This window comes from Pantoea sp. AG1095, from assembly GCF_003208415.1.
Classification (GTDB): Bacteria; Pseudomonadota; Gammaproteobacteria; order Enterobacterales; family Enterobacteriaceae; genus Pantoea; species Pantoea leporis.
The window spans coordinates 35,511-59,441 of sequence record NZ_QKMJ01000006.1; the positions used below are offsets into that span (position 1 = coordinate 35,511).

Annotated in this window: 22 protein-coding genes and 3 tRNA genes; 11 read left to right on the forward strand and 14 right to left on the reverse strand. The window is 56.6% G+C overall.

The annotated features are described in order from the left end of the window. Positions 1–108: 108 nt before the first annotated feature. On the reverse strand, positions 109–1,203 hold the full coding sequence (locus DEU53_RS13810) for a diguanylate cyclase (RefSeq protein ID WP_110867478.1): 1,095 nt from the start codon (positions 1,201–1,203) through the stop codon (positions 109–111). 227 nt (positions 1,204–1,430) lie between these two features. Here DEU53_RS13810 and DEU53_RS13815 point away from each other — a divergent pair, with 227 nt between their 5' ends. Continuing rightward, positions 1,431–1,715, forward strand: coding sequence for a DUF1435 domain-containing protein (locus tag DEU53_RS13815; protein WP_110867479.1), 285 nt, complete (start codon positions 1,431–1,433; stop codon positions 1,713–1,715). Positions 1,716–1,809: 94 nt separating this feature from the next. Here DEU53_RS13815 and DEU53_RS13820 read toward each other — a convergent pair. The 4 genes from DEU53_RS13820 to rsmC all read right to left on the reverse strand — a co-directional run bounded on the left by DEU53_RS13820 (position 1,810) and on the right by rsmC (position 3,297). Next, positions 1,810–1,896, reverse strand: a tRNA-Leu gene (locus tag DEU53_RS13820). A 29-nt stretch (positions 1,897–1,925) separates the two neighbouring features. Continuing rightward, a tRNA-Leu gene (locus DEU53_RS13825) sits at positions 1,926–2,012 on the reverse strand. Positions 2,013–2,046: 34 nt separating this feature from the next. Beyond that, positions 2,047–2,133 (reverse strand) — tRNA-Leu (locus tag DEU53_RS13830). Between the two features lie 132 nt (positions 2,134–2,265). Next, complete coding sequence (rsmC, locus tag DEU53_RS13835) at positions 2,266–3,297, reverse strand: 16S rRNA (guanine(1207)-N(2))-methyltransferase RsmC (RefSeq protein ID WP_101762187.1); 1,032 nt, start codon at positions 3,295–3,297, stop codon at positions 2,266–2,268. Between the two features lie 106 nt (positions 3,298–3,403). Here rsmC and DEU53_RS13840 point away from each other — a divergent pair, with 106 nt between their 5' ends. From DEU53_RS13840 to yjjJ, 4 genes are all read left to right on the forward strand, one after another. Beyond that, on the forward strand, positions 3,404–3,814 hold the full coding sequence (locus DEU53_RS13840) for a DNA polymerase III subunit psi (RefSeq protein WP_101762186.1): 411 nt from the start codon (positions 3,404–3,406) through the stop codon (positions 3,812–3,814). Then, a complete protein-coding gene (gene rimI, locus DEU53_RS13845; protein ID WP_110867480.1) occupies positions 3,786–4,226 on the forward strand; it encodes a ribosomal protein S18-alanine N-acetyltransferase in 441 nt (146 codons plus the stop codon). The genes DEU53_RS13840 and rimI overlap by 29 nt, the downstream gene beginning before the upstream one ends. A gap of 8 nt (positions 4,227–4,234) precedes the next feature. Further along, positions 4,235–4,918 (forward strand): pyrimidine 5'-nucleotidase, encoded by a 684-nt coding sequence (gene yjjG / locus DEU53_RS13850; RefSeq protein ID WP_110867481.1) that lies wholly within the window; start codon positions 4,235–4,237, stop codon positions 4,916–4,918. A gap of 122 nt (positions 4,919–5,040) precedes the next feature. Further along, on the forward strand, positions 5,041–6,363 hold the full coding sequence (gene yjjJ / locus DEU53_RS13855; protein WP_110867482.1) for a type II toxin-antitoxin system HipA family toxin YjjJ: 1,323 nt from the start codon (positions 5,041–5,043) through the stop codon (positions 6,361–6,363). On the opposite strand, the gene DEU53_RS13860 is transcribed toward yjjJ, so the two are convergent. Beyond that, the gene (locus DEU53_RS13860; RefSeq protein ID WP_110867483.1) at positions 6,360–7,040 is read right to left on the reverse strand and encodes a YtjB family periplasmic protein; all 681 of its coding nucleotides are present in this window, start codon (positions 7,038–7,040) and stop codon (positions 6,360–6,362) included. The genes yjjJ and DEU53_RS13860 overlap by 4 nt on opposite strands. Positions 7,041–7,147: 107 nt before the next feature. Here DEU53_RS13860 and serB point away from each other — a divergent pair, with 107 nt between their 5' ends. The 3 genes from serB to nadR all read left to right on the forward strand — a co-directional run bounded on the left by serB (position 7,148) and on the right by nadR (position 10,856). After that, positions 7,148–8,125: a phosphoserine phosphatase gene (gene serB, locus DEU53_RS13865; RefSeq protein WP_101762181.1), complete on the forward strand. Its 978-nt coding sequence runs from the start codon at positions 7,148–7,150 to the stop codon at positions 8,123–8,125. A 13-nt stretch (positions 8,126–8,138) separates the two neighbouring features. Then, positions 8,139–9,524 (forward strand): DNA repair protein RadA, encoded by a 1,386-nt coding sequence (gene radA / locus DEU53_RS13870; protein ID WP_007886867.1) that lies wholly within the window; start codon positions 8,139–8,141, stop codon positions 9,522–9,524. A gap of 105 nt (positions 9,525–9,629) precedes the next feature. Continuing rightward, positions 9,630–10,856, forward strand: a complete 1,227-nt coding sequence (gene nadR / locus DEU53_RS13875; protein ID WP_110867484.1) for a multifunctional transcriptional regulator/nicotinamide-nucleotide adenylyltransferase/ribosylnicotinamide kinase NadR — start codon at positions 9,630–9,632, stop codon at positions 10,854–10,856. A gap of 50 nt (positions 10,857–10,906) precedes the next feature. Here nadR and ettA read toward each other — a convergent pair whose 3' ends face one another. Both ettA and deoR read right to left on the reverse strand, forming a co-directional pair. After that, positions 10,907–12,574, reverse strand: coding sequence for an energy-dependent translational throttle protein EttA (ettA, locus tag DEU53_RS13880; RefSeq protein ID WP_008101764.1), 1,668 nt, complete (start codon positions 12,572–12,574; stop codon positions 10,907–10,909). A gap of 232 nt (positions 12,575–12,806) precedes the next feature. Beyond that, complete coding sequence (gene deoR / locus DEU53_RS13885) at positions 12,807–13,577, reverse strand: DNA-binding transcriptional repressor DeoR (protein ID WP_101762370.1); 771 nt, start codon at positions 13,575–13,577, stop codon at positions 12,807–12,809. Between the two features lie 360 nt (positions 13,578–13,937). On the opposite strand from deoR, the gene rbsK reads away from it, so the two are divergent. From rbsK to DEU53_RS13900, 3 genes are read left to right on the forward strand one after another with little or no spacing between them, the layout of a single operon-like run. Then, on the forward strand, positions 13,938–14,855 hold the full coding sequence (gene rbsK, locus DEU53_RS13890; protein WP_110867485.1) for a ribokinase: 918 nt from the start codon (positions 13,938–13,940) through the stop codon (positions 14,853–14,855). A 9-nt stretch (positions 14,856–14,864) separates the two neighbouring features. Further along, a complete protein-coding gene (gene fucP / locus DEU53_RS13895) occupies positions 14,865–16,190 on the forward strand; it encodes an L-fucose:H+ symporter permease (protein WP_110867486.1) in 1,326 nt (441 codons plus the stop codon). Then, positions 16,187–17,200 carry an aldose 1-epimerase family protein gene (locus DEU53_RS13900; RefSeq protein WP_110867487.1) on the forward strand — a complete coding sequence of 338 codons (1,014 nt, stop codon included), beginning with the start codon at positions 16,187–16,189 and terminating at the stop codon, positions 17,198–17,200. The genes fucP and DEU53_RS13900 overlap by 4 nt, the downstream gene beginning before the upstream one ends. A gap of 420 nt (positions 17,201–17,620) precedes the next feature. Here the strand turns inward: DEU53_RS13900 and urtE are convergent, their stop codons facing one another. The 6 genes from urtE to DEU53_RS13940 all read right to left on the reverse strand — a co-directional run bounded on the left by urtE (position 17,621) and on the right by DEU53_RS13940 (position 23,927). Continuing rightward, positions 17,621–18,319, reverse strand: a complete 699-nt coding sequence (urtE, locus tag DEU53_RS13910; protein ID WP_101762174.1) for an urea ABC transporter ATP-binding subunit UrtE — start codon at positions 18,317–18,319, stop codon at positions 17,621–17,623. A 1-nt stretch (position 18,320) separates the two neighbouring features. Beyond that, entirely contained in the window at positions 18,321–19,112 is a 792-nt protein-coding gene (gene urtD / locus DEU53_RS13915; RefSeq protein WP_110867489.1) for an urea ABC transporter ATP-binding protein UrtD, read from the reverse strand. Beyond that, positions 19,105–20,181: an urea ABC transporter permease subunit UrtC gene (urtC, locus tag DEU53_RS13920; protein WP_110867490.1), complete on the reverse strand. Its 1,077-nt coding sequence runs from the start codon at positions 20,179–20,181 to the stop codon at positions 19,105–19,107. Before urtC ends, urtD begins: the two co-directional genes overlap by 8 nt. Then, positions 20,181–21,746 (reverse strand): urea ABC transporter permease subunit UrtB, encoded by a 1,566-nt coding sequence (gene urtB, locus DEU53_RS13925; protein WP_110867491.1) that lies wholly within the window; start codon positions 21,744–21,746, stop codon positions 20,181–20,183. The genes urtC and urtB overlap by 1 nt, the downstream gene beginning before the upstream one ends. A gap of 185 nt (positions 21,747–21,931) precedes the next feature. Continuing rightward, positions 21,932–23,200 (reverse strand): urea ABC transporter substrate-binding protein, encoded by a 1,269-nt coding sequence (gene urtA, locus DEU53_RS13935; RefSeq protein ID WP_110867492.1) that lies wholly within the window; start codon positions 23,198–23,200, stop codon positions 21,932–21,934. Positions 23,201–23,228: 28 nt separating this feature from the next. Beyond that, a complete protein-coding gene (locus DEU53_RS13940) occupies positions 23,229–23,927 on the reverse strand; it encodes a GntR family transcriptional regulator (protein ID WP_110867493.1) in 699 nt (232 codons plus the stop codon). Positions 23,928–23,931 lie beyond the last annotated feature (4 nt).

A 23,931-nucleotide genomic window follows, 5' to 3' on the forward strand; every position in this document is an offset into this window, starting at 1 on the left:
GAACAACATTTCTGCACATGCAACTGTTAACGCACATTTCGTCGCGGCGCGTTTTATCGCGCAATAAATTGCGCCGCGACGAGGTGTGCGTTGGGTAATGACAAGGCCTTATATCAGTTCATTACTCGCCTGCGTCAATTTCGGCAAATCCTCCCACGCCAGAATAGTGTTACGTCCCTGATTTTTCGCCACATACAGCGCGCGGTCAGCATTGGCGACTGCCTGGTCAAAATCGTCAGCAAAGATGGGCGCGATGCCAGCGCTGATGGTGACGTGCGTCGAGACTTTCTCATTGAAGCGGTGCGGAATTTCCAAATCCACCACGTACTGACGAATGCGTTCAGCCAGTTTCATTGCGATTGAGGCGTTTACATTGGTCATCAGCACCAGAAACTCTTCGCCACCGTAGCGAGTGACCACATCGCGCGAACGCACCGCGTCGCGGATCGCCACGGACACGCGCGCCAGCGCCTGATCGCCCATCGCATGGCCGTAATTGTCGTTGTAGGCTTTAAAGTGGTCGATATCCAGCAGCAGCACAAAGTGGCTGCCGGCGTGGTTTTCCAGAATGGTATCAAGGCGATTCTTCAATCCACGGCGGTTGTACAAGCCGGTAAGCGGATCGAGCATGCTCAAATCGCTGAAGCTCTCTTTTTCCTCATACAGCTGGCTCACCAGCCGACGGGTGAAGGTATCAAAGCGACGACGCATTAAATGGTGCAGTGAAAAGCCGATTAATGGCAGCGTAATGGTGAATAAGATCATCATTAAATGCTGGCCATCATCCAATAACAGCACGGTTAATACCGGCGGTGTGATGTGTAAACAGAATGCAATCAAATAATCACTCAGCGCAATGGCACTGATAAAGAACACGCTTAACAGGCTGATAATTAAAAAGCTGCCATCAAAATAGTAAACCAGATGATATCTGTGGTTAATATGCCACGCCCACAGCGCACCCAAAATAAAAGCCACAGGATTTAATAGCGGTAATTTTTGTTTTGACGCCATTAAGCAAATAACCAGCAGCGTGGAGCTGAAGCCCGCTACAACGTCCACCGGCAGCGAGCGTATTGGGCTATCGCTGCCTAAAATCGGCAGCAGGCAAAAAAGCGAAACGGCGACATTAAGAAACAGAAATAGCATCAGCGACAGCCGATATTTACTCTGTTTCAACTTATCATAAGATTGTAATTTCATTATTATTCTCGTGACAGCCCTGATATATCAAAGCGCTACCCGCAAGTAATAGTTTACCTACCCGGATAGAGAGCACGTTATTGTTGTTTTAGCGATATTGTTATCGGCGGCAATTTAGCATTTTCCAGTAATTCTGTCATCCGGCATGGCTTGCGACAAAAATTCGCTGCAAGATGAGAAATATTGTCATATGATAATGCGAATATTTATCATTTGAGGGTTGCGCGATGATCATGGCGATAATAGCCGCCTGCGGACTATGGGGCGTGAGCTGGGTAATGGGTAAACGTCTGGATAGCGGTTGGGGCGTGTTATTACCCTGCGCGGCGATGCCGATTTTTGCGTTATGGGAACCGAGTTTCAGTCAATGGCGAGTGGTGATGATTGTGGCACTGCTGCTGACCGTGGTGATGCTGTTTCACCATCGCCTGCGTCACTATCTGTTGCTGCCATCTTGTCTGGCATTGGCGGGCGGCTTAGCGGCGGTGTCGGTCAATTTCCACGTTATCTGATCAAATCGCAGAAACGACAACATCACGCTGAGAGCGTGAAGTTCGTTGAAAAATCTTTCGGGGGGATTTACTGCTCGAAAGGAGTGACAACTGTTGGTGCGAAGGGAGGGACTTGAACCCTCACGTCCGTAAGAACACTAACACCTGAAGCTAGCGCGTCTACCAATTCCGCCACCATCGCATCTTAGTTGTCTGTTTATATCGTCGCATTGGTGCGAAGGGAGGGACTTGAACCCTCACGTCCGTAAGAACACTAACACCTGAAGCTAGCGCGTCTACCAATTCCGCCACCATCGCTCAGTGCGCAGATATAAACTGTGTGATTTTAGTTTGGTGCGAAGGGAGGGACTTGAACCCTCACGTCCGTAAGGACACTAACACCTGAAGCTAGCGCGTCTACCAATTCCGCCACCATCGCAAACTAACAACACCCTAAAGTATTGCTAACCACGGAGGCGCATTTTAGAGATTTTACTCATTGCGTCAACACATATTTCGCGACGGCAAAACGATCGCTGTAAAAAGCAACGTTTCTGCCGCCGCGCTGCTGTTAACGCGTTTTGGCACCGCGACCATATACGGCGCGATAAACTTTGAAGCGTCCGGTTTGCGCCAGCACTTCGTGATTGCCAAAGGTTTCATCCAAAATCTGTGGATACGGCAGGAAGGCGTTAGCCACGATACGCAGTTCGCCGCCGCTGTTCAGATGCTTAAGCGCACCGCGAATCAGCGTGTTAGCCGCTTCAAGGCTGGTTTGCAGGCCATCGTGGAACGGCGGGTTGGAGATGATCATATCGAAACGGCCGGTAACGTCAGAGAAAACGTTACTGGCAAACACTTCACCTTCCAGTTCATTGGCGGCCAGCGTAGCTTTACTCGCTTCAATCGCAGCAGCATGCACATCACACAGCCACAGACGCACGCGCGGCGACACTTTCGCCATCACAGTTGCCAGCACGCCGCTGCCACAACCGATATCCAGCACTTTGCCACGGAAATGCGGCGTCAGCGTGGAGAGCAGCAGATCGCTGCCGATATCCAGACCATCACGGCTGAACACGCCCGGCAAGGTATGGATGGTGAGATCCTCGAGCTGATAAGTATGGCCGTAGCTGCTGGCATCAAAGGTTGGCTGCTTATCGAGACGACCGTGATACAGGCCACAACGACGCGCGCTATCAACTTTCTCCAGCGTCGCCCACGCTTCCAGCATGCCTTCGGCGCTGCGCACGCCGCTGCGGTTTTCACCCACCACGAAGATATCGCAGCCTACCGGCAGCAGAGAGAGCAGGTTTTGCAGCTGGTACTGCGCTTCGGGTTTGTTCTTCGACCAGTAATAAACCAGCGTATCGCAGCCTTCAACATCGGCCGCGGTTGCAACCATGCTGTAAACCGCACGTTCACCAAGGCGATGGCTAAGGTTCTGCCAGTGATGATATTGCTGGGTATGCACGCGGCTCGACGCGGTTTCTAGCTGGGCGGGCAGGTCATCCTGCAGGTCGCCAGCAAATAAAACGTTGCGGGCAGTAAATTCATCACTGTGGCGCAGAATCACTTCGCTGGCCGGGGTAAAAGCAGACATGGAACGCTCCTGTTAAATCAGAGCCGCGATTATAGTGCTTTGTTGGCGCATGTTCGATGGGTTTGCTAGCATAGCGTCGCATTCTGGCAGCATAACGGGTAATAGCATGAGCACAAGGCGCGACTGGCTTCTACAGCAAATGGGGATTACGCAGTATCAGCTGCGGCGTCCGCGCGTGCTGCAAGGGGAAATTGCCGTCACGCTTTTGCCCGACACGCGTTTGGTTTTGGTGGCCGAACAGGCACCCACGCTACAAGAACCGCTGATTCGCGACGTGCTGCGCGCGCTGAACATTCAACCCGCGCAGGTCATGGCGTTAACGCCAGACCAGCTGCAAATGCTGCCGGAGCAGGTCGATTGCGCCGGTTGGCTGCTGGGCGTTGAGAGCGAACATCCCTTTAACGGCATTACCTTCAACACCGCCGTTTTCAATGAACTGATCAGCAGCGGCGCAGCAAAACGCGCCCTGTGGCAACAGATGTGTAACCATGACAGCCATCTCTTTAGTCACCCCTGAAGACCAGCCGCAGCTGCTGGCGATCGAGCGCCGCGCACATGCTTTTCCGTGGAGCGAGCAGACGTTTAGCAGCAATCAAGGCGAACGTTTCGTTAATATCCGCATTGAAGTTGAAGGTAAGCTGGCCGGATTCGCCATCACCCAAGTGGTGCTGGATGAAGCGTCGCTGTTCAATATTGCGGTGGATCCCGACTTCCAGCGCCGCGGCCTGGCGCGCCAGCTGTTGCAGCATCTGATTGCTGAGCTCGAGCAGCGCGACGTCATGACGCTATGGCTGGAAGTGCGCGCCTCAAATACGCCGGCGATTGCGTTGTATGAGCAGCTGGATTTCCATCAGGTGAGCGTACGCCCCAACTATTATCCCACTGCCAGCGGACGAGAAGATGCCATCATTATGGCGCTAACGCTTTAAGGAGCACCATGCTAAACGATTGGGACTGCATCCTGTTTGATGCAGACGAAACGCTTTTCCATTTCGATGCTTATGCCGGTTTGCAGCGCATGTTTGCCCGCTATGACGTGCAATTTTCTACGCAGGATTACACCGATTATCAGGCGATCAACAAGCCGCTGTGGGTCGATTACCAGAACGGCACCATTTCCGCACTGCAGCTGCAAACGCGCCGCTTCACCTTGTGGGGTGAAAAGCTGAGCGTCGCACCCGAAGTACTCAACAGTGATTTCCTCAGCGCAATGGCCGATATCTGCCTGCCGCTGGAAGGCGCAGCCCACCTGTTATCAACGCTGAAAGGCAAAGTGAAAATCGCTATCATCACCAACGGTTTCACTGCGTTACAGCAGGCGCGACTTGAGCGTACCGGATTCCTCGATGTGTTTGATGCGCTGGTGATTTCTGAAGAAGTTGGCGTACCGAAACCTGACGTGGCGATTTTTGATCACACGCTGGCCTTGCTGGGCAACCCGGATCGCAGCCGCGTGCTGATGGTCGGCGATACGCCAGAATCAGATATTCTCGGCGGCATGAATGCCGGCCTGAAGACCTGCTGGATCGATCACGGTACGCGTCCGTTACCCGATCACATCACGCCAACCTGGCAGGTGAAAACGCTGGCCGAGCTGGAAACGATTCTGACGGAAGGTTAAAAGTATCTATTCATCGTTACCATCGTGATGATGCTGAGAAGCCCGCTATGCGGGCTTTTTTTTATGTTATTATCTATGCATGAATCTATTCATCAATCTATTCATCAGGTAAGGTGGCGGCAATGGCTGAGCTACAAAGTTTGCTGCTGGAAGGACCGCTTAGCGCGGCGGATCTGCTGGCTCGATTGCATATCAGCCAGGCCACGCTTTCACGCCAACTGCGTCAGCAGCCGCAGATTATCAAATGGGGCAAAGCGCGCGCGACGCGTTATGCGTTGCTGCGGCCCATCCGGGGTGAAAGCCGCTTCCCGCTGTATCGTATTTCTGCTGAAGGTCAGGCATCGCCCGCTGGCATCCTTTTGCCAACCTGGCCGCAGGGCAGTTGTCTGCATCTGGACCAGCACGATCAAGGCCGCTTTTATGACGGCTTACCGTGGTTCCTGCAGGAGATGCGTCCGCAAGGTTTTCTGGGCCGACAATGGGGCCGTGAATACGCGCCACAGCTCGGGCTGACGGATGATATTCGTCTCTGGAGTGATGAGCAGTGCCTGATGGCGCTGGCAAGCGGCGGCATCGATATGCCGGGCGCTTTTATTGTTGGCGACATGACATACCAGCGTTGGCTGCAACAGCCCGCACCGCAAGCCATCAGCGAGGCGCAAAAAATCGCGCGTTATCCGCTGATGGCACAACAGGCGCTGAGCGGCGATGAACCGGGCTCATCGGCTGGCGGCGAACAACCGAAATTCCTGTGCTATGCCGCAACGGCGAATGGCGATCGTCATTGTCTGGTGAAATTTACCGTCGCCCGTCAAAGTGATAATGCTGAGCGCTGGCGTGATTTGTTACGCGCGGAGCATCTGGCGTTGCAGCATTTACTGGCGGCGGGATTGCCTGCCGCACATAGCCAGCTGATTGATAGCGATGGACAATTGTTCCTCGAAGTGCAGCGTTTTGATCGCATTCATCAACGTGGTCGACGCTGCATGAGTTCATTAGAAGCGGTAAGCGCAGAGTTTATCGGCCATCAACAACACTGGCCGGATGCGCTGCGTGAGTTGCAGCGTCAGCAACGTGTTGATGCGGTAGCGGTTGAACGCGGGACTTTGCAGTGGGCGTTTGGACGACTGATTGCCAATAGCGACATGCACGCGGGCAATCTGTCTTTCTTTACTGATGAAGAACGTTTCAGCCTGACACCGGCTTACGACATGCTGCCGATGGCGCTGGCGCCCAATTCTCAGGGGCACATGCGCGATGAAGTCAAACTGACGCTGGATTTCGCGCTGCCAGGCGCCGTGTGGCGCGCTGCCAGCGCTATGGCGAAAATCTACTGGCAAGCGATTGCAGAGGATGCTGCGTTTAGCGCGAACTTCCGCAGCATTGCCGGGCAGGCATTACAGCAACTGGAAGCGATGGAAGTAACAATGCATAAAATGGCTTAACGCTCTTTTTCATTCTCAGTGGCTGCCGCCGCCGCCTCTTCTTGCTCTTTCTCTTTATCCTCTTTCACCGTGCGGCTCGCCGTTAGCAGGAACGGCGATTGCTGCCAGCGGGTGCGACGGTCGCGCAGCAGGGTGCGCGTCAGGATAATGCCGATGGCCAGCGCCAGTAACATCATCAGGCGCAGGATGTTGGTGGTGTTATCCACCTGACGTGATTCCGTCACCAGCACGTGAGTATCCAGCGTGACGCGCAGGAAACCTTGCGGGCCATCTTTGCCTTCCAGCGGCTGCACAATTTGATGGTTGAAGTAGCTACCAGCGCGTTTGCCATCCAGCGACAGCCGATCGCGCACATTAATGCTTTCGCCGCTGTGCGCCACCAGGCTGCCATCATCGGCGTAGACGGAAGCATCAAGAATGCGGCTGTTGTCGGTCATCTGATTGAGGATGGCGGCAATCTGCGTGCGGTTATCGTCGCTGTTATCCATCAACGGTTTAAGGCTAAACGCCACCTGTTTGGTCAACGTGCGCGCCAGTTCTTCCACTTGTTCAGAGCGAGCCATTTGATGGCCGAGGCTAAACCAGGATGCGCCTTGCATCAGAACCACTAACAGAGCCAGCGAGATAAGAACAATCACCGTGCGATGCAGGCGAAATTTCAGTGCGGTTTTAACCATCAGAAACCCGTGTGATGTAACAGCAGAAAGGCTGGCAATTATGTTGCCAGAACCCGCGCAGACAAGGTAGCCTCTTGCGTGGTTTTGTTGTCCCTACAGGAGCTGTAATGCCAAATCGTCTTACCTGGTGCGATCTGCCCGCCGATGTTTCACTTTGGCCGGGTTTACCCCTTTCCCTCAGCGGTGATGAAGTGATGCCGCTGGATTACCGTGCTGGTCGGACTGGCTGGTTGCTGTATGGGCGCGGGCTCGATAAACAAAAACTCACCGATTATCAGCATAAGCTGGGGGCGGCGATGGTGATCGTCAGCGCTTGGAATGTCGATGAGTATCAGGTGATACGTCTGGCAGGCTCGCTGACGCCGCGCGCCAGCAAACTGGCGCATGAAGCCGGTTTTGATGTGGCGCCGCTTGGCAAAATCCCACATCTGAAAACGCCAGGTTTGCTGGTGATGGACATGGATTCCACCGCGATCCAGATTGAGTGCATCGATGAGATCGCCAAACTGGCGGGCTGCGGCGAGCAGGTGGCGGAAGTCACCGAGCGCGCGATGCGCGGCGAGCTGGATTTCAAAGCCAGCCTGCGCGAGCGCGTCGGCACCCTGGCGGGCGCCGATGCCAATATCCTGATGCAAGTGCGCGATGCGCTGCCGCTGATGCCAGGCTTAACCACGCTGGTGCAGAAGCTGCAGGCGCTGGGCTGGCAGGTGGCGATCGCCTCGGGCGGCTTTACCTTCTACGCCGACTATTTGCGCCAGACGCTGCATTTAGCCGCGGCGGTGGCCAACGAGCTGGAAATTCGCGACGGCAAGCTAACCGGCCAGGTGCTGGGACAAATTGTCGACGCCCAATTTAAAGCCGATACCCTGAACGATCTGGCACAGCGCTTTGAAATTGCTCCGGAACAAACCGTGGCGATTGGCGATGGTGCCAACGATCTGCCGATGATTAAAACCGCGGCGCTGGGTATCGCCTATCATGCTAAACCTAAAGTGAATGAGCAGACGGAAATCATCATCCGTCATGCTGACCTGATGGGTGTGTTCTGCATCCTGACCGGCAGCCTGATTCACGAAGAGCGTTAACTGAGGATTTGATTTGGCCAAAGCGGCAAAACGCGCCTTCGTTTGTAACGAATGCGGCGCTGATTATCCGCGCTGGCAGGGGCAATGCAGCGCCTGCCATGCGTGGAACACCATCACCGAGGTGCGCATTGCCGCCTCGCCTGCGGCGGCGCGTAATGAGCGCCTGAGCGGTTATGCCGGCGGCAACGCGGGCGTTAGCCGCGTGCAGAAGCTGTCGGAGATCAGCCTCGAAGCCCTGCCGCGTTTCTCAACCAGTTTCAAAGAGTTCGATCGCGTATTGGGCGGCGGCGTGGTGCCGGGCAGCGCCATCTTAATTGGTGGTAATCCGGGTGCCGGTAAATCGACGCTGCTGCTGCAGGTGATGTGCAAGCTGGCAGAAGGGATGAAAACTCTGTATGTCACCGGCGAAGAGTCACTGCAACAGGTGGCGATGCGCGCCCATCGTCTGGGATTACCGACCGAAAACCTCAATATGTTGTCGGAAACCAGCATCGAGCAGATCTGCCTGATCGCCGAGCAGGAGCAGCCGAAATTGATGGTGATCGACTCGATTCAGGTAATGCACATGGCGGAGATCCAATCCTCGCCGGGCAGCGTAGCGCAGGTGCGTGAAACGGCCGCCTACCTGACACGCTTCGCCAAAACGCGCGGCGTGGCGATCATCATGGTCGGTCACGTCACCAAAGACGGTTCGCTGGCCGGCCCGAAAGTGCTGGAACACTGTATCGACTGTTCGGTGATGCTGGATGGCGACGCTGATTCCCGTTTCCGCACCTTACGCAGCCATAAAAACCGCTTTGGCGCGGTGAATGAGCTGGGCGTGTTCGCCATGACCGAACAAGGCATGCGCGAAGTCAGCAATCCGTCGGCCATCTTCCTGTCACGCGGTGATGAGATCACCTCGGGCAGTTCGGTGATGGTGCTGTGGGAAGGTACGCGTCCGCTGCTGGTCGAGATTCAGGCGCTGGTGGACCATTCGATGATGGGCAACCCACGCCGCGTCGCGGTGGGTCTGGAGCAGAATCGCCTGGCAATCCTGTTAGCGGTACTGCATCGCCACGGCGGCTTGCAGATGGCGGATCAGGATGTGTTCGTTAACGTGGTCGGCGGCGTAAAAGTCACCGAAACCAGCGTCGATTTGGCGCTGCTGATGGCGATGGTGTCGAGCTTCCGCGATCGTCCGCTGCCGCAGGATCTGGTGATCTTTGGTGAAGTGGGCCTTGCCGGCGAAATTCGCCCGGTGCCGAGCGGCCAGGAGCGCATTTCCGAAGCGGCGAAACACGGCTTTAAGCGCGCCATCGTCCCGGCCGGTAATGCACCGAAGAAACCGGTCGAAGGGATGAAGGTGTACAGCGCGAAGAAGCTGGCGGATGCGTTAGCGATTCTGGATGAGTTGTAAGTTTTACCGGTCGGCATGAATGCCGACCCTACGTTTGTAGGGTGCGCATTTATGCGCACCGTCTTAAAGGCCGCACCGCCCTTTATTCCACGCAGGAGGCACTAAATGTCATCGTTTGACTACCTGAAAACAGCCATTCGCCAGCAAGGCCACACGCTGCAGCAGGTTGCCGACGCCAGCGGAATGACCAAAGGCTACTTAAGCCAGCTGCTCAACGCCAAAATTAAAAGCCCGAGCGCGCAGAAGCTGGAAGCGCTGCACCGTTTTCTTGGCCTGGAATTTCCGCGCCGCGATAAAACCGTTGGCGTGGTGTTCGGGAAATTTTATCCGCTGCATACCGGCCACATCTATTTAATCCAGCGCGCCTGCAGTCAGGTGGATGAGCTGCATATCATCATGGGCCACGACGAGCCGCGCGATCGTGAACTGTTTGAAAACAGCGCCATGTCGCAGCAGCCGACCATCAGCGATCGACTACGCTGGTTGCTGCAAACCTTCAAATACCAGAAAAATATCCGCATCCATTCGTTTGATGAAGAGGGCATTGAACCTTATCCGCACGGCTGGGATGTGTGGAGCGGCGGCGTCAAAACCTTTCTGGCTGAGCAGGGCATTGAGCCGAATTGTATCTACACCAGTGAAGAGCCGGATGCCGCGATGTATGAGCAGCACCTCGGCATTCCGGCGGTGGTGATCGATCCCAATCGATCCTTTATGAACATCAGCGGCGGGCAGATTCGTCAGGATCCGTTCCGCTACTGGGAATACATCCCGACCGAAGTGAAGCCATTCTTCGTGCGCACCGTGGCGGTGCTGGGCGGCGAGTCGAGCGGCAAATCAACGCTGGTGAACAAGCTGGCGAACATCTTCAACACCACCAGCGCATGGGAATATGGCCGTGATTATGTCTTCTCACACCTCGGTGGCGACGAAATGGCGCTGCAATATTCCGACTACGACAAAATCGCGCTCGGTCAGGCCCAGTACATCGACTTCGCGGTGAAGTACGCCAGTAAAGTCGCCTTTATCGATACCGATTTCATCACTACGCAGGCGTTTTGCCTCAAGTACGAAGGTCGCGAGCACCCGTTTGTGCAGGCGTTAATTGATGAATACCGTTTCGACCTGGTGATTTTGCTGGAAAACAACGTGCCCTGGGTGGCGGATGGATTGCGCAGCCTCGGCAGCTCAATGGATCGTCGCGAGTTCCAGACCATGCTGATCACCATGCTGCGTGAAAACAATATTGAGTTTGTGCACGTTAAAGAAGATGACTACGACACGCGCTTCCTACGTTGCGTCGAGTTAGTAAAGCAGATGCTGGGCAGCTGATTCAGCCATAAAAAAAGGCGCCTAATGGCGCCTTTTTCACAGCAACAGGCTTACTTCGTCATACGCTTGTACTTGATACGCTTCGGCTCGAGCGCATCGGCGCCGAGGGTGCGTTTCTTGTACTCTTCGTACTCGGTAAAGTTACCTTCGAAGAACTCCACCTTGCCTTCATCCTGATAATCGATGATGTGGGTGGCGATACGGTCCAGGAACCAACGGTCATGCGAGATCACCATGGCACAGCCCGGGAATTCCAGCAGGGCGTTTTCCAGCGCGCGCAGAGTTTCGATGTCGAGGTCGTTGGTTGGTTCATCAAGCAGCAGCAGGTTGCCGCCGACTTGCAGCAGCTTGGCGAGGTGCAGACGACCGCGCTCACCCCCTGACAGCTCACCCACGCGTTTGCCCTGATCGGTGCCTTTGAAGTTGAAGCGACCAACGTAAGCACGGCTTGGCATCTCGGTGTTGCCAACGCGCATAATGTCCTGACCGCCAGACACTTCTTCAAACACGGTTTTGGAATTGTCCATCGCGTCACGGAACTGATCAACCGACGCCAGCTTGACGGTTTCGCCCAGCTCGATGGTGCCGGAATCCGGTTGCTCCTGACCTGACATCATGCGGAACAGCGTAGATTTACCCGCGCCGTTCGGGCCGATGATGCCAACAATCGCGCCTTTCGGTACAGAGAAGGTCAGATCGTCGATCAGCACGCGATCGCCATACGATTTCTTCAGGTTGGTCACTTCCAGCACTTTGTCGCCGAGGCGTGCGCCAGGTGGAATGAAGAGTTCGTTGGTTTCGTTACGCTTCTGGTAATCGGTGTTGTTCAGCTCTTCAAAGCGTGCCAGACGGGCTTTGCCCTTCGACTGACGGCCTTTCGCGCCTTGACGCACCCACTCCAGCTCTTTCTCGATAGATTTGCGACGCGCCGCTTCAGAAGAAGCTTCCTGCGCCAGACGCTGATCTTTTTGCTCCAGCCAGGAAGAGTAATTACCTTCCCACGGAATACCTTCACCGCGGTCCAGTTCCAGAATCCAGCCAGCCACGTTATCCAGGAAGTAACGGTCATGCGTGATCGCCACAACGGTGCCTTCGAAGTCGTGCAGGAAGCGCTCGAGCCACGCCACGGATTCGGCATCCAGGTGGTTGGTCGGTTCATCGAGCAGCAGCATGTCTGGCTTTTCCAGCAGCAGACGGCACAGCGCAACGCGGCGGCGCTCACCACCGGAAAGGGTAGCGATTTTGGCGTCCCAGTCTGGCAGACGCATCGCGTCGGCGGCACGGTTCAGCTGGGTATCGAGGTTGTGACCATCGTGCGCCTGGATCACTTCTTCCAGACGGCCCTGTTCAGCGGCCAGCTTGTCGAAATCCGCATCGGGATCGGCATACAGCGCATACACTTCGTCGAGGCGCTTCAGCGCGCCCACCACTTCTGAAACCGCTTCTTCAACGGATTCACGCACGGTGTGCTCCGGGTTCAACTGCGGTTCCTGCGGCAGATAACCCACATTGATGCCCGGCTGTGGGCGTGCTTCCCCTTCGATATCGGTATCGATACCGGCCATGATGCGCAGCAGCGTCGATTTACCCGAGCCGTTCAGGCCGAGTACACCGATTTTTGCTCCAGGGAAGAAGCTAAGAGAAATATTCTTCAGGATGTGACGCTTCGGCGGAACGACCTTGCCGACGCGATGCATGCTATAGACGAATTGAGCCACGTTGTATTGAGCCTTTTGGTCTGTGAGTTATGAACTTTAGGTACAGAAGTTTAGCTGTTTTCACCCTTTATTCATACCCGTCATACTTCGCGCTGCAGGTGCGTTGGCTGCGTGTGTCCACCCCAGTCACATACTAATGTATGCTCCTGGGGATGAACCCACTTGCCGCCTTCCTGCAACACGAAGTATTTAGGGTCTGGTTTTGTTTCCCGGTAATAGAAACAGAGGAATTCTAAGCTTTAGGCAATCGCAGCGGAATATTCTGTTGTGCCAGCCAGCTCTTCAGCGCCGGTTCGGGTGCGCTATCGCTGACCAGCAAATCAAAACGGCGCAATTCACCGATACGCGCGGGCAGCACTTTGCCAAATTTACTGCTGTCCGCCACCAGCACGCGCTGACGTGCGCGCAGCATCGCGTGGTGCTTCATCGCCAGCTCGTTAATGTTGTAGCAGGTGGCGCCCTGTTCCTGATCGATACCTGCCGCTGAAATAAACGCCAGCGTCGGGCAGAGATCGTCGAGGATCGAGTGCGCGCCAATCGGCGTGAACAGCGCGTTATCGGCGTGGAACTCACCGCCGCTCAGGATCACGTTGCAGGCCGGTTTCTCTTTCAACGCCAGGAAAGTGTTCATCGCGCAGCAGATGGCGGTGAACGGCAAGGTGTCAGGAATCGCATCTACGATGTACGGCAGCGTGGTGCCGCAATCAAAAAATACCGTGTCATTTTCACTGATCAGATCCGCAGCAGCCTGCGCCAGGCGCTGTTTGCGTGCGGCGTTCTGACCGTGCTGATCGGAGATGAAGTAGTGTCCGGCGTGGCTTTTCGGATCGCTGACGATATAGCCGCCCAGCAGCACCACGGTTGAAGCCGGTTCGGTGAGATCGCGGCGGATGGTCATTTCCGACACGCCCAGCAGTTGCGCCGCGTCTTTCAGGTGCAGTTTATCGGTGCGTTTCAGCGCCTGAGCCAACTTGTGAATACGTTCGTCGCGCCGGGTTTCCATGATCATCTCTGCGTAATTAATCCTGAAGTCGAAGTGGCCTGGTCAAAAATCACGATAAATCTCACATATTTTAATGATTTGCGACGTATCCAGCAGGCCAGTTTTCAATCTTACCTGTAATGAGATCGGCCCGCAAACCTCATGCAATGCCGCCAACGTGTTGCTCTCAAGCCGCTTCGCTCTGATTCTCAATGTTGTTCCATTGTTAGAATAATAACATTCATTTCTACGAATGAAGGGCTGTTTATCGGCTTTTTATCAGGATGTCGAGGTGTGAAATTTATCACATAATTAACTTTATTAACCTGATATTGTTATTTTAATAACATTATAAAGCTAAAAATTCACCGGGAGAAAACAATGGATATTGCGGTTATTGGGTCAAATATGGTGGACCTCATTACCTATACCAATCAGCTGCCTAAAGCGGGCGAAACGCTGGAAGCACCCGATTTTGCCATCGGCTGCGGGGGTAAAGGTGCCAATCAGGCTGTGGCAGCGGCGAAGATGGGCGGCAGCGTGATGATGGTGAGTAAAGTCGGCGACGATCTGTTCGCGCCGAATACCGTGGCCAATCTGCAGCAGCAAGGCGTTGATACCCGCTTCGTCACCACCGCGCCAGGCACCTCCAGCGGCGTGGCACCTATCTTCGTCGACGATGAGTCGCAGAACCGCATTCTGATTATTAAAGGTGCCAACCAACAGTTGAAGCCAGCCGATATCGATGCCGCCGCTGACGCGTTGAAAAGCTGCCAGTTGATCATCCTGCAGCTGGAGATCCCGCTGGAGACCGTTTATTACGCCATTGATTTTGCCCGTCAGCATGACATCAAAGTGATCCTCAATCCGGCACCGGCGGTGGCGGATCTCAATATCGACTACGCCTGCAAATGCGACTTTTTCATGCCGAATGAAACCGAGCTGGAGATCCTCACCGGCATGCCGGTCACCACGGATGAAGAGGTGAAGCTGGCGGGGCAATCGCTGCTCAAACGCGGGCTGAAAAACCTGATCATCACGCTGGGCGGGCGCGGTTCGCTGTGGATGTCTGGCGACAGCGTGCATCAGGTTGCCCCCACCGCGGTAAAAGCGGTGGATACCAGCGGCGCGGGCGATGCCTTTATCGGCTGCTTCGCCCACGAGTTGGTGAAAAGCGGCGATATCCCGGCCGCGATGGCGCAAGCCTCGGCTTATGCCGCCTGCAGCGTGACCGGTCGCGGCACGCAGCGCTCCTATCCCGACGCGGAAACCTTCCAGCGTTTTCTCAACGTTCACTGAGGTCGAGTTATGCAACCGAACATTGTTCAGCAATCTGATGGCTATCTGAATAAAACGCCGCTGTTCCAGTTCATTTTGCTCTCGTGCCTGTTCCCGTTGTGGGGCTGTGCGGCGAGTCTGAACGACATCCTGATCACCCAGTTCAAAAGCGTGTTCGCGTTAAGCGATTTCGCCAGCGCGCTGGTGCAGAGCGCGTTCTATGGCGGCTACTTCCTGATCGCTATTCCGGCCTCGCTGGTGATCCGCAAAGCCACCTATAAACTGGCGATTTTATTGGGACTGGCGCTGTATATCGTGGGCTGCGTGCTGTTCTATCCCGCGTCGCACATGGCAACCTACACCATGTTCCTGGCGGCGATTTTCGCCATCGCCATCGGTTTGAGCTTCCTCGAAACCGCCGCCAACACCTACAGCTCGATGATTGGTCATCGCGATCACGCCACGCTGCGCCTGAATATCAGCCAGACCTTCTATCCGGTGGGCGCACTGATGGGCATCGTGCTGGGCAAATATCTGGTGTTTCAGGAGGGCGACAGTCTGGAAAGTCAGCTGGCCGGCATGAATGCGGAACAGGCGCATGCGTTCCGTCTCACCATGCTGGAGCATACGCTGGAACCCTACAAATATCTGGTGATGGTGCTGGTGGTAGTGATGCTGCTGTTCCTTTTCACCCGCTATCCGCGCTGCAAACCGGAAAGCAGTGAAAAATCGTTGCCGTCGCTCGGCGAGACTTTCCGCTACCTGGCGGCGAATCGTCACTTCAAACGCGGGATTCTGGCGCAGTTCTTGTATGTCGGCATGCAGGTGGCGGTGTGGTCGTTCACCATTCGTCTGGCGCTGACGCTCGGCGCGGTCAATGAACGCCATGCCTCTAACTTTATGATTTACAGCTTCATCGGCTTCTTTATCGGTAAATTTATCGCCAACGTCCTGATGACGCGCTTCCGTGCGGAAAAAGTGTTGATTGCCTACTCGCTGCTGGGTGCTCTGGCGCTGGCGTATGTGATGTTTGTGCCAAACTTTACCGCCGTGTATGCCGCCATCCTGGTCAGTGCGCTGTTTGGTCCGTGCTGGGCGACGATCTACGCTGGAACGCTGGCTACCGTCGATAACAAATACACCGAAGTAGCGGGCGCGTTTATCGTGATGTCGATTGTCGGTGCTGCCTTTATTCCTGCGATTCAGGGCTTCGTCTCCGATCATCTGGGATCGATGCAGCTGGCGTTCGGCGTTTCGCTGCTGTGCTTCGCCTGGGTGGGTTACTTCTTCTGGGGCGAGCTGCGTCATAAAAAACAGGCAGAAGCAGCCGGTCGTTTAGTTGAGGAGATGCCATGAAAACCCGTTTACCGTTACGTCGTGAGCAGTTTCATGAAACGCCAGCCACGCTGCTGCGCAACGAAACGTTCCACGTCGAGCTGTTTCGCTATCCCGCAGGCGTGGAAGCGGTACGCATCAGCAATCCACGCGGCACGGTGATCGTACTGCCGTTTTACGGTCAGATGGTGTGGGACGCTAACTTTGACGGCCATTCGCTGACCATGGGCCACAGCTTTAAGCAGCCGCTGCCCGGCAGTTCGATCATTGATACCTACGGCTGTTTCGCTTTCCACTCCGGGCTGCTGGCCAACGGCTGTCCGGCAGAGGATGACGATCATCCGCTGCATGGCGAAATGGCCTGCGCGCGCATGGACAGCGCGTGGATGGTACTGGAGGACGATCGCCTGTCGCTGGAGGGCGAAACCGAGTATGTGAAGGGCTTTGGCCATCACTATCTTGCCGCACCGGCGGTGCGCCTTGAGGCCAATGCTGCGCGCCTGCACATTGAGATGAACGTCACTAACCTGGCAGGCGCTCCGATGCCGCTGCAGTATATGTGTCATCTGAACAGCGCCTGGCTGGATCAAGGGCGTTTCCAGCAGTCGATCCCGACCGATGCGTTCCAGCTGCGCAGTTCGATCCCGGCGCACGTCAAACCTACCCCGCAGTGGCGCGCATACACCGATCAACTGGCGCGCGATCCGCAGGCGTTTCAGCAGCTGGATCAGCCGCAGATGTGCGATCCGGAGATCGTGTTTTTCGCCGACGATCTCCAGCAGTACGGTGATGAGATGCAGTTCGAGCTGCACTCACCGCAAGGGTTTGCCCTGATGACACGCTTCTCCAGCCAACAGTTCCCGCACGCCACGCGCTGGATGCTGCATAACCGCGATCAGCAGGTCGCCGCCTATGTGCTGCCGTCAACCTGCCGCCCGGAGGGTTTCAAAGCCGCACAGCGCGCCGGCACGCTGATTGAGCTGGCCCCCGGCGAACAGCGCCATTTCAGCGTTGAGACCGGGATTTTGTAGGGGCGCCATTCATGGCGTAATGCCAATAACTCAAGCGCAGTGCGACTTTCGTTCGCCTTGAGCTTAGGCAGTTACAGCATTTTTGTGCGGCGACCGAGCAGAGGGCGCCTGGCCGCGCCCTCTGCACTCCCGGGCCTTGCGCCAGCCCAACCCGCCGCTACGCGGTCCCTTCACTCCTTCACGATTCCTGACGGACCGGTGTCGATTCGCTCCTGCTCAGCGCCACCTCTCGCCGCATCCATGCGGCTCGCCCTGGAATCCCTCACTCGTTCAGCGGGTTGGGATGTCGCCTCAACACCCACGCTGCGGCTGCAGTGCATGTCCAGTCTCAAAATCGCTATAAATCCCTTAGGGGCGCCATTCATGGCAACCTGATCTCCAGCTATGCATAAATGCGCACCGTACAAAGAAACGGTGCAACTAAATCGCTACTAATCCGCGTACGCCCTCGGCTTCCATGGCGGATCCGGCGCCGCGCTGCACGATCTCGCCGCGCGACATCACCAGATAGCTGTCGGCCAGTTCGGCGGCGAAATCATAAAACTGCTCGACGAGCAGGATCGCCATATCGCCGCGCTGCGCCAGCTGACGGATTACCGCCCCGATCTCCTTGATCACCGACGGCTGAATCCCTTCGGTTGGCTCATCGAGGATCAATAGCTTTGGTGAACAGGCGAGGGCGCGGCCAATCGCTAATTGCTGCTGTTGTCCGCCCGACAGGTCGCCGCCGCGGCGCGCTTTCATCTCACGCAGCACCGGAAACAGTTGATAGATCTCCTCCGGCACCGCTTTGGCCTGTGCGCCAGAAAAACGCGCCAGCCCCATCAGCAGATTCTCTTCCACCGTCAGACGCGGGAAGATTTCGCGCCCCTGCGGCACATAAGCGATACCGGCCTGCACGCGCTGATGCGGCTTGCGGCTGTTGATCACATTATCCTGCCAGCGAATTTCGCCGGATTTAGCCGGGATCAGCCCCATCAAACATTTCAGCAACGTGGTTTTACCCACGCCGTTACGTCCCAGCAGGCAGGTAATTTCACCCGGCTTCGCTTCAAACGACAGGCCGCGCAGAATGTGGCTGCCGCCGTAATATTGATTCAGTTCCGCGACTTGCAGCATGTTAACGCCCCAGATAAACGTCGATAACCCGATCGTCCGCCTGCACTTCGCGTAACGATCCCTCGGCCAAAACCTGACCCTGATGCAGCACGGTGACGTGATCGGCAATGGTTTCAACAAAGCCCATGTCGTGCTCGACCACCATCAGCGAATGCTTACCGGCGAGGCTGCGAAACAGCTCGGCGGTGTATTCGGTTTCGGCATCGGTCATGCCGGCTGCCGGTTCATCCAGCAGCAGCAGATGCGGGTCCTGTACCAGCAGCATGCCGATTTCCAGAAACTGCTTCTGGCCGTGCGACAGCAAACCGGCTTTGCGCTGGCGTTCGGCACCCAGCCGCAGCAGTTTTAGCACCTCATCAATGCGATCCTGCTGCTCGCCGTTCAGCCGCGCACGCAGGCTGGCCCACACCGATTTGTCGTTTTTCAGCGCGATTTCCAGATTCTCAAATACCGTTAGCGCTTCGAATACCGTGGGTTTCTGGAACTTGCGCCCAATACCGGCGCGCGCGATCTCCACCGGCGACATTTTGCTGAGATCGGTATCCTGGTCGTAGATCACCTGGCCATTATCCGGCCGGGTTTTACCGGTGATCACATCCATCAGCGTGGTTTTTCCCGCGCCGTTGGGGCCGATCACACAGCGTAGTTCGCCCACGCCGATCTTCAGTGAGAGATCGGTGAGCGCGCGAAAGCCGTCGAACGACACGTTGATCTTCTCCAGCTGCAATACCGGATCGCTTTGTTCACGATAGCGATCCGAGGGATGAGGTTGGGTAAACAGTTGTTCAGTCATCACGCCTCCGGCGCAGCAGGCCAATCACGCCACGCGGCAGGAACAGCGTGACCAGGATAAACATCAGGCCAAGGAAAAACAGCCAATATTCCGGGAAGGCGACGGTGAACCAGCTTTTGGCTCCGTTAACGATGGCGGCACCAAGCAGCGGACCAATCAGCGTGCCGCGTCCGCCCAGCGCCACCCATATCGCCGCTTCAATCGAGTTGGTTGGCGACATTTCGCTGGGGTTGATAATGCCAACCTGCGGCACGTAGAGCGCGCCCGCCAGCCCGCACAGCACCGCCGACAGCGTCCAGACAAACAGCTTGAAGCCTTTGGGATCGTATCCGATGAACATCAGGCGGTTCTCCGCATCGCGCACCGCGGTCAACACGCGGCCAAACTTGCTGCGTGCCAGCGCGAAGCCAATGCCGAGGCTTACCAGCAGCAGCAGCACCGTGGCGACAAACAGTCCAATACGCGTGCCGGTAGCGGTGACGTTAAAGCCGAGCAATGTGGTGAAGCCGGTAAAGCCGTTATTACCGCCGAAGCCGGTTTCGTTGCGGAAAAACAGCAGCATGCCAGCGTAGGTCAGCGCCTGCGTCATGATTGAGAAGTAAACGCCTTTGATTTTCGAGCGGAAGGCGAAGAAGCCAAACACCAGCGCCAGTAAACCCGGCACCAGCATGATCAGGCACAGCGCCCAGGCAAAATGTTGCGTGCCCGCCCAAAACCACGGCAGCTCACTCCATGAAAGAAAAGACATGAACGCAGGCAGGCCGTCGCCGGATGCCTGGCGCATCAAATACATGCCCATCGCATAGCCGCCAAGCGCGAAGAACAGGCCGTGACCGAGCGACAGTAGCCCGGCGTAACCCCACACCAAATCGAGCGCCACCGCGACCACGGCGTAACAGAGAATCTTGCCGACCAGCGTTAGCGTGTAGGTGGAGATCGACAGCGGATGGGTGGCGGGCAGCAGGGCGCAGAACGGCAGCGCCAGCAGCAGCGCAGCGATCACCACGCCGAGGCTGAGCGTCAGGCGTGGCGCTTTGCGCGCAATAGTTAACGTCATTGGCTGGCTCATCAGTCAATCACCCTCCCTTTGAAGGCAAACAGGCCCTGCGGACGTTTCTGGATAAACAGCACGATCAGCACGAGAATGAGGATTTTTCCCAGCACCGCGCCAATCTGCGGCTCCAGCACTTTGTTAAGAATGCCAAGACCAAAGGCCGCGACCACGGTGCCCGCCAGTTGGCCGACGCCACCCAGCACCACCACGAGGAAGGAGTCGATGATGTAGCCCTGACCGAGCTCCGGCCCGACGTTGCCGAGCTGCGACAGCGCCACGCCGCCGAGTCCGGCGATGCCAGAACCGAGGCCAAACGCCAGCATATCGATACGTCCGGTCGGCACGCCGCAGCAGTCGGCCATTGCGCGGTTTTGCGTCACGGCGCGCACGCTCAGGCCGAGACGGGTTTTATTCAGCAGTAGCCAGGTGAGGGCCAGCACGGCAAACACGAACAGGATCACCGCGATACGGTTGTACGGCAGCACCAGATTCGGTAATAGCTGCAGCCCGCCGGAGAGCCAGCCTGGGTTCGCCACTTCCAGGTTCTGCGCGCCAAACAGCATGCGCACCAGTTGAATCAGCATCAGGCTGATACCCCAGGTGGCGAGCAGCGTTTCCAGTGGACGTCCGTACAGATGGCGGATGATGGTGCGCTCCAGCAGCATGCCCATGCAGGCGGTGACCAGAAAGGCCACCGGCAGCGCCAGCAGCGGATACCAGGCCAGCCACTGCGGTGCGAACTGCTGGAACAGGCTTTGCACAAACCAGGTGGCGTAGGCACCCAGCATCAGCATTTCGCCGTGCGCCATGTTGATTACGCCCAGCAGGCCGTAGGTGATCGCCAGACCGAGCGCGGCCAGCAGCAGAATCGAACCGAGCGACAGGCCGGTAAACGCCTGACCGAGCAGATCGCCCCACATCAGGCGCTGTTTAATCTGCTTCAGGCTGGCGGCGGCGGCATCACGCACGCTGGTATCGGGTTCATTGCTGGCCTGGGTTAAGCGCGTGAGGCTGGCCTGCATGTTGGGATCGCTGGATTCGCCGAGCAGTTTGACAGCCTTAAGGCGCAGCGCCGCATCCGGGCTGGCGAGTTGCAGGTTGGCCGCTGCCATCAGCAGTACGTCGTGCACTTTCGCGTCTTTTTCCAGCGTCAGACGCTGCTCAATCAGCGGCAGCATGTCGGCGACGCCATCATTTTGCAGTTGTAGTGCGGCACGTAAACGGATCGCGGCATCATCGCTCACCAGCTGATGGGCGGCGAGGGCGCTGGCGATCAATACGCGCAGGCGGTTGTTCATGAACAGCTTTTTGGTGTCGCCGTCGGGCTGTTGCGCGCTGTCGAGCGGCTGCAACGCTTCGCCTTGTTTGCTGAACGGCTGCTGTTTTTGGTCGATGACCACGGTTTCATTGCGCAGCGCCTGCAGCAGCGGCAAGCGACTGGCCTGCGGTGCGGCGGCCCACTGCTGGAGCAGCGTGGCTTGTTGCGCGCGGCTGGCGGCCGCGAAGTCTGCGCCATCGCCCGCCTGGGCGAGCCAGGGCAGCAGTAACAGCAGACAGCAGAGATAACGGCGGATTGTCATGGTTCTGGCCCTGATGGTGAGAAGTTGTTTTGGTTTGGATTGGTGTGGCTGTCCCCCTCCTCGGTCCTCCCCCATAAATGGGGGAGGAAGACGTTGCCCAATGCCAGCAATGAACATGCATGTGGCAGCGTCTCCTTCCCCCATTTATGGGGGAAGGCCGGGATGGGGGACAGCCAGCACAACCCCTACTGCGTTGATTTCACCGGATGGTCCGGCTTCTTATCGTTACCCGCGATGTACGGGCTCCACGGCTGGGCGCGTACCGGTTGCTCGGTCTGCCACACCACGTTGAACTGACCGTTCTCTTCCACTTCACCAATCATCACTGGCTTATGCAGGTGATGGTTGGTTTTATCCATGGTCAGGGTGAAACCGTCCGGGGCTTTAAAGGTCTGTCCCGCCATCGCCGCGCGCACTTTATCCACATCGGTGGTGCCCGCTTTCTCTACCGCCTGCGCCCACATGTGCAGGCCAACGTAGGTCGCTTCCATCGGGTCATTCGTCACCACGGTGTTGGCGTTCGGCAGGTTGTGCGCCTTAGCGTAGGCGCGGTAATCCGCGACGAACTTCTGGTTAGTTGGGTTATCCACCGACTCGAAGTAGTTCCACGCCGCTAGCTGACCGACCAGCGGTTTGGTATCAATGCCGCGCAACTCTTCCTCGCCGACGGAGAAGGCGATCACCGGGATATCCGTGGCTTTGATGCCCTGATTGGCCAGTTCTTTGTAGAACGGCACGTTGGAGTCGCCGTTGATGGTGGAGATCACCGCGGTTTTGCCACCGGCAGAGAACTTCTTAATGTTGGAGACGATGGTCTGATAATCGCTGTAACCAAACGGCGTATAGACCTCTTCGATGTCTTTATCCTGTACCCCTTTGGTGTGCAGGAAGGCGCGCAGTATCTTGTTGGTGGTGCGCGGATAGACGTAGTCGGTGCCCAGCAGGAAGAAGCGTTTCGCGCTGCCGCCATCTTCACTCATCAGGTATTCCACCGCCGGAATCGCCTGCTGGTTCGGCGCGGCGCCGGTGTAGAACACGTTCGGCGACATCTCTTCGCCTTCGTACTGCACGGGATAAAACAGCAGGCCGTTCAGCTCCTCAAACACCGGCAGCACCGATTTGCGCGATACCGAGGTCCAGCAGCCAAACACTGCCGCCACTTTGTCCTGCGTCAGCAGCTGGCGCGCTTTTTCGGCAAACAGCGGCCAGTTGGAGGCCGGATCGACCACCACCGGTTCCAGCTTTTTGCCCAGCACGCCGCCTTTGGCGTTGATCTCATCGATAGTCATCAGCGCCACATCCTTCAGCGGCGTTTCGGAAATCGCCATGGTGCCGGAGAGCGAGGACATAATGCCGACCTTGATGGTGTCAGCAGCCTGCGCCGCAAAGGCAAAGCCCATGCTGGCCACAGAGGCAGAGAGCGCGAAAGCCTTGAGCAACGAACGTCTTTTCATCAGTAAAACCCTCACGATGTTTGTATTGTTATTCAATGGGTTGAAGTCGAGCCTGCTGTAACATATGCAATGTGATCTTTCTGACCTCTGCCTTACTGACGGCGATGTGGTCGGTTAAAATGCGCTGCGCCTCCTCGGTTTGTTGCTGGAAAATCGCCCGTAAAATCTGAGCGTGCTCGCGGTATGTCGCCTCCATTCGGTCGTCTCGGGTAAAATCGAGACGGCGAATGATGCGGATTTTTTCGGTCAGTTCGGCGTGGATGCGCGCCATCTCCTGATTGCCAGCGGCGGCCACCAGCGCCATGTGAAAGGCTTCATCCTGCGCCGAAACCGCTTTGCCATCGGCCAGCAGCGGTGCATCCATCCAGAAGCTTTTCAGCGCGGTGAGCATGTCGATGCACTGCGGTGCGGGCAGTGCGCACAAGCGGCGCACCGCTTCGCACTCCAGCACGGTGCGAAAGTCGTACAGCTCTTCGAAATATTCAAAGTCAAACGGTTTCACCTGCCAGCCGCTGCGGAACCACACTTCGACGTAGCCCTCGCGCTCCAGCCAGAACAGCGCCTGACGCACCGGCGTGCGGCTCACTTCCAGCCGATCGGCGATTTCGTTTTCGCTAAAACGATCGCCCGGCATCAGTCGGAACTCAAAAATGTCCTGCTTCAGCGCCTGATAAACCTTCTCGGCCAGCGCTTCCGGACGACCTTTGCTACGAGGGCTCGTGTTCATGCCA

Bases quoted from the DNA above. Each gene is read 5' to 3' on its own strand.
- DEU53_RS13810 (WP_110867478.1), bottom strand. From the start codon at position 1,203: ATGAAATTACAATCTTATGATAAGTTGAAACAGAGTAAATATCGGCTG.
- DEU53_RS13815 (WP_110867479.1), top strand. From the start codon at position 1,431: ATGATCATGGCGATAATAGCCGCCTGCGGACTATGGGGCGTGAGCTGG.
- rsmC (WP_101762187.1), bottom strand. From the start codon at position 3,297: ATGTCTGCTTTTACCCCGGCCAGCGAAGTGATTCTGCGCCACAGTGAT.
- DEU53_RS13840 (WP_101762186.1), top strand. From the start codon at position 3,404: ATGAGCACAAGGCGCGACTGGCTTCTACAGCAAATGGGGATTACGCAG.
- rimI (WP_110867480.1), top strand. From the start codon at position 3,786: ATGACAGCCATCTCTTTAGTCACCCCTGAAGACCAGCCGCAGCTGCTG.
- yjjG (WP_110867481.1), top strand. From the start codon at position 4,235: ATGCTAAACGATTGGGACTGCATCCTGTTTGATGCAGACGAAACGCTT.
- yjjJ (WP_110867482.1), top strand. From the start codon at position 5,041: ATGGCTGAGCTACAAAGTTTGCTGCTGGAAGGACCGCTTAGCGCGGCG.
- DEU53_RS13860 (WP_110867483.1), bottom strand. From the start codon at position 7,040: ATGGTTAAAACCGCACTGAAATTTCGCCTGCATCGCACGGTGATTGTT.
- serB (WP_101762181.1), top strand. From the start codon at position 7,148: ATGCCAAATCGTCTTACCTGGTGCGATCTGCCCGCCGATGTTTCACTT.
- nadR (WP_110867484.1), top strand. From the start codon at position 9,630: ATGTCATCGTTTGACTACCTGAAAACAGCCATTCGCCAGCAAGGCCAC.
- deoR (WP_101762370.1), bottom strand. From the start codon at position 13,577: ATGGAAACCCGGCGCGACGAACGTATTCACAAGTTGGCTCAGGCGCTG.
- rbsK (WP_110867485.1), top strand. From the start codon at position 13,938: ATGGATATTGCGGTTATTGGGTCAAATATGGTGGACCTCATTACCTAT.
- fucP (WP_110867486.1), top strand. From the start codon at position 14,865: ATGCAACCGAACATTGTTCAGCAATCTGATGGCTATCTGAATAAAACG.
- DEU53_RS13900 (WP_110867487.1), top strand. From the start codon at position 16,187: ATGAAAACCCGTTTACCGTTACGTCGTGAGCAGTTTCATGAAACGCCA.
- urtE (WP_101762174.1), bottom strand. From the start codon at position 18,319: ATGCTGCAAGTCGCGGAACTGAATCAATATTACGGCGGCAGCCACATT.
- urtD (WP_110867489.1), bottom strand. From the start codon at position 19,112: ATGACTGAACAACTGTTTACCCAACCTCATCCCTCGGATCGCTATCGT.
- urtC (WP_110867490.1), bottom strand. From the start codon at position 20,181: ATGAGCCAGCCAATGACGTTAACTATTGCGCGCAAAGCGCCACGCCTG.
- urtB (WP_110867491.1), bottom strand. From the start codon at position 21,746: ATGACAATCCGCCGTTATCTCTGCTGTCTGCTGTTACTGCTGCCCTGG.
- urtA (WP_110867492.1), bottom strand. From the start codon at position 23,200: ATGAAAAGACGTTCGTTGCTCAAGGCTTTCGCGCTCTCTGCCTCTGTG.
- DEU53_RS13940 (WP_110867493.1), bottom strand. From the start codon at position 23,927: ATGAACACGAGCCCTCGTAGCAAAGGTCGTCCGGAAGCGCTGGCCGAG.